Source organism: Nocardiopsis sp. NPDC055824 (genome assembly GCF_053616335.1).
The window spans coordinates 1-11,824 of sequence record NZ_JBSHDN010000016.1 but is presented as its reverse complement, the minus strand read 5'-3'; the positions used below and the strand labels follow the sequence as shown (position 1 = coordinate 11,824).

The window sequence follows — 11,824 nt, the reverse complement described above, 5'->3', positions numbered from 1 at the left end:
CGCACACGCACTCCCACACCCGAGAGCCATGAACAGACACCCCACCCTGCTGCTGGCCGTCCACGGCACCCGCAACCCCCACGGCACCGCCGTGGCCCACTCCCTGGCCCTGCGCGTGGGGGAGCTGACACGGCGCCCCACCCGCCTGGCCTTCGCCGACGTGCTCGCCCCCACCGTCGGCGAGGTGGCCGCCGACACCCCGGGGCCCCTGGTCGTCGTGCCCGCCTTCCTGGCCTCGGGCTACCACGTGCGCACCGACATCCCCGACCAGCTCCTGCGGGCCGGGCGCGCCGACGCCGTCCTCACCCCCGCCCTGGGCGCCCACCCCGCGGTGCTGGACACCGCCGTGCGCCGCCTGGCCCAGGCCGGGTACCGCCCCGGGGACGCCGTCGTGCTGGCCTGCGCCGGAACCACCGACCCGCGCGCCGGCGCCGAACTGTCCCGCGCCGCCGCCCGCCTGGCCCGGCGCCTGGGAGCCCCGGTCACGACCGGTTTCATCGCCACCGGCCGCCCCACCGTCGCCGAACAGGTCGCCCGCCTGCGCGCCCGGGGCCACCGCCGCGTCGCGGTGGCCAGCTGGCTGCTCGCACCGGGCCTGTTCCACGACAGGCTCGCCCTGGCCGGGGCCGACGCGGTGGCCCGTCCTCTGTGCCCGGACCCGGCCGTCGCCCACGCCGTGGCCGACCGCTACCACCGCGCGGCCCTTCCCCAGCACGCCTGAGCGGCCCCCGAACGGGGCGCCCCACCGGCCGGCCCCGGCCCGGGGACCGCAGGAGTCGAGCGCCGGCCCCGCACCGGCAGGGGCCCGACGGGGGAGGGCACCGGCCGTACCGCCCCCGGCCGACGAACGGCCCGGCCCGCACCGCCGGGCCCCGCCCCTCCACAGGCGCCCACGCCGCTCCGCACCGGACCGCCCAGCCCGGGCGCCCTTCCGCGCACCCCGGCCGCCCACCGGGTTCCCCACCCGGCGCAGGAGCCCTGCGCGCAGCCACCGGTGTACACCCCCCGAACCCCGGATGGCCACAACCGGCAACCCGTGCGCAACACCGGGCCCCCGCGGGAAGACCACCCCTGGGACACCAGTCCGCACCAGACCGCAGCGCCCACGAGGACGGCCATGTCCGCAGTACCCGCCCCCGCACCCGACTTCCACGACCCCGCCGCCGACCGGTCCATCGGCGCGATGCTCGGCGCGCCCGTGGCCGCCGCGCTGGTGGGCGCCCCCGCCGCGCTGACCCGCGGGTTCACCGAGGCCTCCGCGCGGCTTCCCCGCCTGATCCGGACCGCGCTGACCGAGCTGACCGCCACCGCGCGCACCCCCGCCCCGCCCGCGGACCCCACCGAACAGGCCTGGGCGCAGGTCCTGCGCAGCACCGCCCGCACCGGCACCCCGCCCGGGTCGGCGCCCGCCCTGGAGCACACCACCGCCGACGACCCCCTGGGCGCCTCCTGGCGGGCCCTGACCCGCACCCCCCGCCCCGCCCACGACCCCGCGAGCGGGTCCTTCGCGTGCGCCCACCTCGTCGACGCCGTCTGGTCGGCGTACACCGCCGCCGGGGACGACGCCGCCATGCACACCGGCGCCCTGGCCGGAGCCCTGTGGGGCGCCTCCGCCGTGCCCCTGCACGCCCTGCGCCGCATGTCCGAGACCCTGGACCCCCACGCCCTCACGACCGCCGCGCTGACGGCCGTACACGGCACCCGCCCCGGTGCCTGGCCCGAACACCCCGTCCTGCTCCAGGAGCCCCGCCGCCTGCCGCCCTTCGCCGTCCCCCACCCCCTGGACCCCCAGGTGCTGCTCGGCAACCTCGACCACCTGCGCCACCACCCCGAGAGCGTGGACGCGGTCGTCTCCCTGTGCCGCACCCACCCCCAGGACGCCCCCCACCTGCCCGACGCCGACTGGGTGAGGGTGTGGATGCACGACCGCCCCACCGCCAACGCCAACCTGCACTTCACCCTGGACGAGGCCGCCGCGACCGTGGCCGCCCTGCGCGCCGAGGGCAAACGCGTCCTGCTGCACTGCTGGGCGGGCGCCTCGCGCACCCCCGCCGTGGCCACCCGCTACGCCGTCGCCTCCCTGGGCGCCCCGCCCCTGCCCACCCTGGCCGCCATGATCCGCGCCGTGGGCGGACACCTGGACAACCCCTCCCTGTCCCAGGCCGTCGCCCAGCTCAGCGGGGTGCACCTGCCCGACCCCGCCCTGCGCCTGTTCCCCGACGGCGTCCCGCCCCGGCGCCCCGAACTGCCCGAACCCCACATCACCGGGTGACAAGTTCCACAAACCCCCGCTTTCCGGTACCGTTACCCTCGCGTTACCCCTAAGCTCTGCGCCCAGACCCCGTGCACCGCCACCGGCGGTCCCGGCTCCGCGCCCGTGCCACGCCCTCCCGCACCCGTCCGGGGCGTCGCACACACCCCGCACCAGGAGCGGGCCGCCACGCCCTGTTCCCGTTCGTAAGGACTCCGCCGTGGGCAAACACGAGCCCCAGACCCCGCCGGTCGAAGACGACCGCACCGACGCCCCCGCCGTCGGCCCCCGCGTCGCCGCCAAGCGCAGCCGACGCAAGCGCACCATGATCCTGGCCTCGGCCACGGGTCTGACCCTGCTCGTGGGAGGGACCGCCACCGCGGCCGTCATCGCCTCCGGCGCCGACCCCGAGACGGCCGCCAACGCCGCCGGGATCCCCGAGGCCGACCCCGACCCCCTGGTCGCCGAGGGCGCCGCGCCCCAGGCGGGGGAGGACGCCCTCCAGCGGGCCCAGGAGGCCGTCACCTCCGCCACCCAGAGCACCAGCACCGACGCCTCCGACGTCCTGGAGGAACCCGAGGAAGAGGAGGAGGCCGAGGAGCCCGAGGCCGACACCGGCGGCGGGGGAGGCGAGGCCTCCGGCGACGGCGGCACCTGCCAGGCCTCCTTCTACGGCGCCGACCTGGCGGGCAACTCCACGGCCAACGGCGAGACCTTCGACCCCAGCGCCATGACGGCCGCGCACAAGACCCTGCCGTTCAACACCCAGGTCCAGGTCACCAACCCCAGCAACGGCAAGTCGGTGACCGTGCGCATCAACGACCGCGGCCCCTACATCGATGGCCGCTGCCTGGACCTGTCCACGGCCGCCTTCGACCAGATCATCGGCACCGGGGCCGGTGTCGGCCAGGTCGAATGGCAGGTCGTCGGCTAGCCGCCCCCTCCACACGGACCCCGTGCGCCCCGCCCCGACACCCCGGGGCGGGGCGCACCCGTCTGCGCCCCGGCCCGACCGCCACCGCAGCGGCCCCGACGGCCCCGTCCCGGCCCCCGCGAGCCGGGCGGCCCCGCCACCGCCCGCAGCGGACCGCCGCAGCGGGAGGGCCCCGGCTCAGTCCTGCCAGGTGAAGTCGAAGGTGGCGGCGTCGCCGGTGTGCTCGACGTAGGTGACGGTGTAGCCGCCCACCTCGGCGGAGTCCCCGGGCACCAGAACGGCCTCCTCCGACTCCCGGTACGCCCGCTCCTGCACGCTCACCCGCACGTCGGCCTCCTGGTCCTCGGCCAGGAGGATGCGGTACCCGATCGTCGTGTTCCCCTGCTCCCACAGGTCGCCGGTGCCTTGGTCCCCGCTGACGGTGACCTCGCAGTCCCGGCTCTGGCAGGAGGTTGTGGCGAACCTGGCCCCGCTGCCCGACGTCACCTCGCACGAGGCCGAGGACGCCAGCACCAGCAGCGCGTTCGCACCGATCACCGCAAGACTCCGCGGGAACACCATGGGGATCCACTCCTTCCGGGCCGCCGGTGCGGACACCTCTTCCGGTGACCGATCCGCGCCGACCACCGGGGAGGACGCCCCCCGCGCCCCTCCGGTTCCCCCGACCCGCGTCACGTTCGCGTCACCGGCCCCGGCGGGGCCGCCGCGGAAGGGGCCGGCCCCGGCCGGGCGCGGACGCGCCCCGACACCCCGTGGCGGGGCACACGCGCGTGTGAGACCCCACACGTCACCTCGACGTGGCACAATCCCCAGCACCCACCCACCACCGACACACAGGGAGCAGGGGCGTTGTTCCGCACCACCACCGGCTGGGTCGTCTCGCCCACCGACCTCGTCGACACCCTGGAGTGCGACCACCGCAGCGCCCTCAAGACCGCGCTGGCCGCCCGCCTGGAGGGCGCCCCCGCCCCCGACAAGGTCGACCCCCTCGTCGCCCACCACGGCCACGTCCACGAGCAGGCCGAACTCGACCGGCTCACCGCCCTGTTCGGCGAGGTCGTGCGCATCGAGGAGCCCCGCGCCGACGACGCCTCCCTCGCGGCCGCGGCCACCGCCACCGCCCAGGCCATGGCCGCCGGGGCGCCCGTCATCTACCAGGGCAGCTTCCACCACCCCCTGACCGCGGCCACCCCCACCGCCCCGGCCGTGGCCTTCCACGGCCGCGCCGACTTCCTCATCCGCTCCGACCTGGACCCCGCCACCGGCGAGCGCCGCGACCCCGCACCCGACCCCTGGTCCTACGAACCCTGGGACACCAAGCTCGCCCGCCGCCCCGGCCCCGGCGCCGTCGTCCAGCTCGCCGCCTACGCCCACGCCGTCGCCGTGGCCACCGGCCGCACCCCCGACCGCATGCACCTGCTCACCGGCGACGGCCACACCCACACCCTGGACACCGCCGACTTCGCCCCCATCCTCACCACCGTCACCACCCGCCTGCTGGACCGGCTCGCCCAGCCCCCCGCCCTGCCCGCCCCCACCTGGGGCGAACCCCGCCCCGGCTGCGAGGGCTGCGGCTACGGCACCTGGTGCTCGGGCGGGCGCACCGCCGCCCGCCACCTGTCCCTGGTCGCCGGGCTGCGCACCGACCAGGCCGCCAAACTCACCGACGCCGGCCTGGACACCATCGACGCCCTGGCCGGCGCCGGCGACGACCAGCGCCCCGCCACCCTGCCCCGCCGCTCCTTCGACCAGCTGCGCGCCCAGGCCGCCCTCCAGGTCCGCCAGGACACCACGCGCACCCCCCACAACCCCCAGGGCACCGTCACCGCCGAGGTCTTCTCACCCGACGGCCTGGCCGCCCTGCCCGCCCCCAGCCCCGGCGACGTGTTCTTCGACATGGAGGGCTACCCCTACCACTCCCGCGACGGCGGACGCGGCCTGGAGTACCTGTTCGGCGCCACCACCGAGGACGAGCACGGCACCGAGACCTTCCACACCTTCTGGGCCCACGACCGCGCCCAGGAGAAGAAGGCCCTGGAGGACTTCGTCGACTTCGCCTGCGCGCGCATCGACGCCGACGAGAACGCCCACGTCTACCACTACGCCTCCTACGAGGTGGACCGGCTCAAACACCTCAGCTCCGAGTTCGCCACCCGCGAGGAGGAGGTCAACCGGCTCCTGCGCGAGAACCGGCTCGTGGACCTGTACACGGTGGTCCGCAAGAGCCTGCGCGTGTCCCAGCGCTCCTACTCCATCAAGTACCTCGAACCCCTCTACCTGGGCACCGCCCGCTCCGGCGACGTCACCACCGCCACCTCCAGCATCGACGCCTACGCCGCCTACCTGCGCGCCGCCGAGCACGGCGACCACGACCGCGCCGCCCGGGTGCTCGCCGACATCGGCGCCTACAACCGCGACGACTGCCACTCCACCGCCCGCCTGCGCGACTGGCTGGAGGACCACCGCGTCCGCCAGGGCATCACCGACCGGCCCCCCGTCCAGCTCGAACTCACCGAGGAGGAGGCCGAACGCGCCCGCAAGCGCGCCGAGAAGCTCGCCCGCCACGCCGCCCTGACCGAACCCCTCCTGGCGGACCTGCCCGCCACCGCCGAGGAGCGCGGCGAGGAGGACCGCACCCGCGCCTCCCTGGCCGCCCTGGTCGGCTACTACCAGCGCGAGAACCTGCCGCCCTGGCGCGAGCACTACCGCCGCACCAGCGCCCCCCTGACCGACCTGGAGGCCGACACCGACTGCGCCGTGCCCTGGCAGGTCCACACGGGGGAGTGGGCCGAACCCACCGGCCGCCAGCGCAAGGCCCGCCGCGAGCTGTCCATGCGCCTGGACGCCGCCCACCCCCACCCCTTCACCACCGGCCAGGACGTCCACCTGCTCTACCCCGGCGCCCCGGGCAGGCCGGCCACCGCCGTACCGGCCAACGTCGCCCGCGCCGACGCCGACACGCTCACCGTCACCGAGACCAGCGACCCCGACGACACCCGCTCCCGCGCGCCCGTGGCGGTCCTGCCCGGCTCACCCGTCAACCCCCAGCCCAAGGACGGGGCGCTGGAGTCGGTCGCCCGCACCGCCGTCGCCGCCCTGCCCCGGTGGCCCCACCACCCCGGCCTGGACGTGCTGCGCCGCGTCCCGCCCCGCCTTCGCACCCCCGGCCCCCTGCCCTCCCCGGACGAGCACGGCGGCGACCTCATCGCCGCCACCATCTCCGCCGTGGACCGCCTGGACGGCTCCTACCTGGCCGTGCAGGGCCCGCCCGGCGCCGGAAAGACCTACCTGGCCGCCCAGCTCATCACCCACCTGGCCCGCCAGGGCCGCAACGTGGGTGTGTGCTCCACCAGCCACAAGGCCGTGGAGAACGTCATGGGCGCCGCCCTGCGCGCCGCCGAACAGGCCGGGGTGTCCCTGGCCGCCGCCAAACGCGCCAAGGGCCGCGGCAAGGACGCCGTCGACCCCGACCTGCCCTGGGACCAGCCCACCAGCCCCCAGGCGCTGATGGGCTGGCGCGCCAAGCGCACCGCCGACAACCAGCCCGTCCTGATCGGCGGCACCGCCTGGGCCCTGTCCAACGCCGCGATGATCGCCGACCCCCTGGACGTGCTCATCATCGACGAGGCCGGCCAGTTCGCCCTGGCCGACACCCTCGCGGTCTCCGCCGCCGCCCACAACCTCGTCCTGCTCGGCGACCCCCAGCAGCTGCCCCAGGTCGTCCAGGGCACCCACGGCGAGGGCGCCGACGCCTCCGCCCTGCAGCACCTCATGGCCGGACGCCAGATCATCGACCCCGCCCGCGGCTACTTCCTGGACCAGACCCGCCGCATGCACCCCGACGTGTGCGCGACCGTCTCGGCCCTGTCCTACCAGGGCCGCCTGCACGCCCACCCCTCCACCGCCGAACGCGCCCTGTCCGCCCTGGACCCCGGCGTGTACACCCTGCCCGTCACCCACCACGGCCGCACCACCCACAGTCCCGAGGAGGTCGAGGCCGTCGTCGCGATCGCCACCCGCCTGGTCCAGGACAAGCTCACCCCCGGCCCCGGCCTGGAGCCGCGACCCCTGACCGGCGAGGACATCCTGGTGGTGGCCCCCTACAACCTCCAGGTGCGCGCCCTGCGCAGAGCCCTGGCCGCCGCGGCCCGCACCGACCCCGCACTGGAGGGGGTGCGGGTGGGCACCGTCGACCGCTTCCAGGGACAGGAGGCCGCCGCCGTCATCTGCTCGATGACCACCTCCAACGCTGCAGAGGCCAGCCGCGGCACCGCGTTCGTCCTGGACCGCAACCGCCTCAACGTCGCCCTCTCGCGCGCCCAGCTCCTGGCGGCCGTGGTCCACTCGCCCGACCTGCTCACCACGGCCCCGCGCAGCATCGACGAACTCCGGCTGCTGGCCTCCTTCACCGGCCTGGTCGGGGGCGCCCGCCCCTGGCCCCCCACGCCCTGAGGGCCCGCCCTCGGGTTTCGGACGCCCCCCAGGTGGAGTACGTTTTACACAGCACCGCACTCGACCCGGCGCGCCCGCGCCCGGGCGGATGCGGGCCGTCCCCGACGGACCCACCCACCCCGCGCCCCCGGGCCCGGGCATGCCCCCGTCCGTCGACGCCCTGGCCCGCCGCCCCGTTCTCGAAAGGCACCACGGCCCCCGTGTCTGACCGTCCCTCCGCCCCCGGCGGTGGCCGCAACACCAGCCACCCCACCGGCATCCGCGTCGTCGTCGCCGTCCTCGCCCTGTTCGCCCTGGTGTTGGGGCCCGTGGGCTACCTGATGGGCGTCGACGCCCACTCCCACGCCGGCTCGGCGGCCGAGTGGTTCACCCTCGCCTTCGGCGCCGCCGTCGGCATCCCCCTGCTGGCCGCCGCCGTGGCCACCGTCGCCGGGGACCGCAGAGCCGCCCTGTGGGCACTGGCACTGCTCGCCTGGCCCGTGGTGTTCGTGTCGGCCATCCACCTGACCCCGCTGGGCGGGTAGGCTCCGACTTCCCGGCCGCGCCCGCCCGCGAGGACCCCGGGCCGGGTGCGGCGACCAGCGAACCCACCCCACCAAGGACAGGCGCGTGTCACCCAAGAAACGCAAACGCCGCAAGGACCGGCCCACCGCCCCCGTGTCCGCCGCCGCCCCCCGCACGCGGGAGGCCGACGCGCCCCCGGCGCGCACCGAGGGCAGGATCAGCCGCACCCCGGTGGTCGTGGCCGACCCGCCCGACCGCAGGATCACCCTGCTGTGGGTGGTGCTGACCCTGGTGTGGGCCCTGGGCACCTTCCTGGCCCTGGCCAACCTGCTGTTCACGGCCATGGACCTGCAGGACGCCGCCGTGGCCGCGGCCGACCCCACCGCCCCGGCGCCGCAGGAGGCGATGGACGCGGTCGGCAACGCCCTGGTGTGGGTCCTGGTCCTGGCCCTGGGCGTCCCGGCGGGCGGCGCCGTCACCGCCCTGGTGCTGCGCCGCAGGATCGCCGCGATCGGGTTCACGGCCGCCCTGGTCCTGTCCGCGGCGCCCCTGCTGTGGGTCATGCCGCCCGCCGAGCTGTGGGACGCCCTGCGCGCCCACTTCGGCGGCTGAGCCGTGGCCCCCGCCACACCGCACCCGCGCGCGGGACCGGACCGGCGGCGCTGAGGACACCCGGCACACCAGCCACCACCCCCGCACGCCCCCGTGCGTCGCGGTGCCGCCCGCACCCGCGCCTGGGCCATCATGGATAACCGTGAACACACCCACCCCCTCCCAGGACCCCGAACCGGCCGACGAGGCCGCCCTGCCCGCGACCGTGCGCGCCCGCCTGGAGCGCGTCACCCACAGCGTCCTGGTGGACACCCGCGCCCTGGCCCGGGTCCGCGAGCGCTTCGACGACGAACAGGCCCGCGCCCTGGGCCGGTACCTGGCCAGCGCCCAGTCGCCCAACACCCTGCGCGCCTACCGCGCCGACTGGACCTCCTTCACCGCCTGGTGCCTGGCCGAGCACCGCCAGTCGCTCCCGGCCGACCCGGTCGACGTGGCCGTCTACCTGGCCGCCTGCGCCCAGGCCCGCACCGGGGACGGCTCCGGGTGGGCGCTGGCCCCCTCCAGCATCGAACGGCGCTCCGCGGCCATCGCCGCCGTCCACGGCGCCCACGGCCTGGAGACGCCCACCCGCGCCGAGGTGGTCCGGATGACGCTGCGCGGCATCCGCCGCACCCGCAGGAGCCGGCCGCGCCGCAAGGACCCGGTGGTGCTCTCCACACTGGAGTCCCTGCTCGCGGTGCGCCCCGCCGACGGCTTCCCCGGCGGGGTCTGCCGCCGCAGGGACACGGTGCTGCTGCTGACCGGGTTCGCCGGTGCGCTGCGCCGCGCCGAGCTGGCCGCGCTCACCTTCGACGACGTGGCGGTGCGCACCGACGCCTCCACCGGCACCCCGGCCCTGGTGGTGCGGCTGGGCTCGACCAAGACCGACCAGGAGGGGCGCCACGGCCAGGTCGTGGCGCTGCCCCGGGGCCGCCACCGCCACACCTGCCCGGTGTGCGCGCTGGCCGACTGGTCCCAGGTGCTGGAGGCGCGCCGCGACGGCGGGCCGCAGGCGGTGCGGGCCCTGGTGGAGGGGACGGCGGCCACGGCCTCGCCGGCGCACCGGTGCCAGGGCTGGCGGGGCACCGACCTGGCCGACGGCTCCGAGCGCCCGCTGCTGCCCACGGTCACCCGGCACGGCCGGGTGGGGGAGCGGGCGATGTCGGGGCGGGCGGTGAACGAGCTGGTCAAACGCTACGCCGAGCGGGCCGGTCTGGACCCCGACGACTTCGGGGGCCACTCCCTGAGGGCGGGGTTCGCCACCCAGGCGGCCCTGGGCGGGGCCACCGACCGCGAGATCATGCGCCAGGGCCGGTGGACCAACCCGCGCACCGTGCACGACTACATCCGCACCGCCAACCCGCTGGAGGACAACGCGGTCACACGACTGGGGCTGTGAGCCTCCCGGGGCCCTTACGCCCCTGGCGTCTCAAAACGTCAACAAACCCACCAGCAGCACATGAAATCACCCGTTAAAGTGCGATCCTTCCCTGATGAGACATTAGGTTGGTTGCGTAAGAAAGGGGACGGACCCATGGTCGACGAGTTTCGCAGGGCGTTCCAGCAGCTGATCGACGCCTCAGTCGCCACGGACCCCCGCCACTTCCCCCCGGCGGTGCACACGGTCTACGTACTCGCCTCCCGCATCCCCGCCTCCGAGCGCGAACTCGCCCTGGAGGCCCTGGCCCCCCTCCTCTCCGGGGACCACGCCGCCCCCGGCATCATCGCCGACCTGTCGGTGGTCGCCGGAGCCCTCGTCGAGATGGGCACCGACCCCGGCCCCACCGGCCCCGAGGTCCTGCACCGCCTGCGCACCATGGGCAAGGGCGCCATCGTCTTCGTCCGCGCCTGGGAGCGCACCGGCGGCGGCCCGCCCCCCGACCCCGACTCCGTGACCGCCGACGCCGAGGCCCGCGTGGCCGCCGAACTCGGCACCGACGCCCCCAACGCCACCATGTGCTGGTGGACCATCCGCCGCCACGGCCTGGCCGCCCGCACCATGCTCGGCGAGGCCTCCGTGCGCGCCCTGGTACGCCGCACACCCTCCCTGCACGCCGAACTCATGGCCATCGCCAACCAGCTCAGCGACCTGCTCAACGAGTTCGACGAGGTCCGCGCCCTGCTGCGCATGACCGAGGCCACCAGCGCCCTGGTCATGGACCGCCACTCCCAGCGCGCCTTCCGCGTCCTCTTCGACGGCATCGGCGACAACTTCCAGCTCCACACCCTGCTCGCCGACGCCCTCGTCGGCCCCCGCGGCCAGGGGCTGGCCGGGGACCCGCCCGACCCGCGCTGGGTCGCCGCCTTCCGCGACAGCGACCCCGACCCCGCCGCCCAGACCGTGCGCGGCTGGTGGAACCTGGTCGCCCACGACGGCACCTGGGTCTGGAACGAGGGCGTGCCCGCCGAGATCCCCACCGTCGACGGCGAACCCGTCCTGGTCCTGGACGAACAGCCCTACCCCCGCTCCTGGAACGCCGGACGGCGCCACCCCCAGGTCCGCGGATGGCTGGAGGTGGAGTCCGAACTGCCCCGGGAGGAGGCCGCCCTGTGGTGGAAGCGCGTCGCCCCGGCCGAACCCGCCATCCCCAGCGACGACGAGGGCGAGCACACCCCCATCCCCGAACCCGTCCTGGCCGTGGACGAACCCGAGCCCGGGCGCGTGCGCGGCTTCCTGGCCGAGGAGGCGCCCGCACCGGCCCCGACCCCCGCCGCACCCCCGGCCGAACCGTGGACCGAGCCCTTCCCCGTGCCGCCCCTGCCGACGCCGGACACCCGGCCCCCGGCCGGGCCGCGCCCTGCGGAGCCCGCACCGCCCACACCGTCCGCCGACCCCGCGCCCGAGCCCCCCGGCCGGGCCGGCCGGCGCCCCGGGACCCCCGGCACCGGGATCCTGCCGCCCCTGCCGCCCGGGGTGTCCAAGAGCGCCAACTGGGGACCCACCTGGCGCTGACCCGCGCCCGGCTCACCGCGCCGGGCGGGCCCCGCTCCGGCACACCGGCCCCCCGAGGGGGGAGGGGCACGGCTCCGCACCCGCCGGGGGAGTGCGCACCCGCCGCCGGACCGCGCCGCACCGGGAACGCCCCCGGACC

9 protein-coding genes are annotated in these 11,824 nt (G+C 76.5%); 8 read left to right on the top strand and 1 reads right to left on the bottom strand.

The features are described 5' to 3' along the window. Positions 1 to 28 precede the first annotated feature (28 nt). From ACWGL3_RS06285 to ACWGL3_RS06275, 3 genes are all read left to right on the top strand, one after another. Complete coding sequence (locus ACWGL3_RS06285) at positions 29 to 721, top strand: sirohydrochlorin chelatase (RefSeq protein ID WP_267949966.1); 693 nt, start codon at positions 29 to 31, stop codon at positions 719 to 721. A 396-nt stretch (positions 722 to 1,117) separates the two neighbouring features. Then, positions 1,118 to 2,272: a dual specificity protein phosphatase family protein gene (locus tag ACWGL3_RS06280; RefSeq protein WP_267949965.1), complete on the top strand. Its 1,155-nt coding sequence runs from the start codon at positions 1,118 to 1,120 to the stop codon at positions 2,270 to 2,272. A gap of 199 nt (positions 2,273 to 2,471) precedes the next feature. Continuing rightward, positions 2,472 to 3,185 (top strand): septal ring lytic transglycosylase RlpA family protein, encoded by a 714-nt coding sequence (locus ACWGL3_RS06275; RefSeq protein ID WP_267949964.1) that lies wholly within the window; start codon positions 2,472 to 2,474, stop codon positions 3,183 to 3,185. Positions 3,186 to 3,362: 177 nt separating this feature from the next. On the opposite strand, the gene ACWGL3_RS06270 is transcribed toward ACWGL3_RS06275, so the two are convergent. After that, a complete protein-coding gene (locus tag ACWGL3_RS06270; protein WP_267949963.1) occupies positions 3,363 to 3,746 on the bottom strand; it encodes a hypothetical protein in 384 nt (127 codons plus the stop codon). 288 nt (positions 3,747 to 4,034) lie between these two features. Here ACWGL3_RS06270 and ACWGL3_RS06265 point away from each other — a divergent pair, with 288 nt between their 5' ends. The 5 genes from ACWGL3_RS06265 to ACWGL3_RS06245 all read left to right on the top strand — a co-directional run bounded on the left by ACWGL3_RS06265 (position 4,035) and on the right by ACWGL3_RS06245 (position 11,685). Then, positions 4,035 to 7,637 carry a TM0106 family RecB-like putative nuclease gene (locus ACWGL3_RS06265; protein ID WP_452460967.1) on the top strand — a complete coding sequence of 1,201 codons (3,603 nt, stop codon included), beginning with the start codon at positions 4,035 to 4,037 and terminating at the stop codon, positions 7,635 to 7,637. A 200-nt stretch (positions 7,638 to 7,837) separates the two neighbouring features. After that, on the top strand, positions 7,838 to 8,161 hold the full coding sequence (locus tag ACWGL3_RS06260; RefSeq protein WP_267949961.1) for a hypothetical protein: 324 nt from the start codon (positions 7,838 to 7,840) through the stop codon (positions 8,159 to 8,161). 85 nt (positions 8,162 to 8,246) lie between these two features. After that, positions 8,247 to 8,753, top strand: coding sequence for a hypothetical protein (locus ACWGL3_RS06255; RefSeq protein WP_267949960.1), 507 nt, complete (start codon positions 8,247 to 8,249; stop codon positions 8,751 to 8,753). Positions 8,754 to 8,895: 142 nt separating this feature from the next. Continuing rightward, entirely contained in the window at positions 8,896 to 10,131 is a 1,236-nt protein-coding gene (locus tag ACWGL3_RS06250; protein ID WP_267949959.1) for a site-specific integrase, read from the top strand. 135 nt (positions 10,132 to 10,266) lie between these two features. Continuing rightward, positions 10,267 to 11,685, top strand: coding sequence for a hypothetical protein (locus tag ACWGL3_RS06245; RefSeq protein ID WP_267949958.1), 1,419 nt, complete (start codon positions 10,267 to 10,269; stop codon positions 11,683 to 11,685). The last annotated feature ends 139 nt before the right edge of the window (positions 11,686 to 11,824 follow it).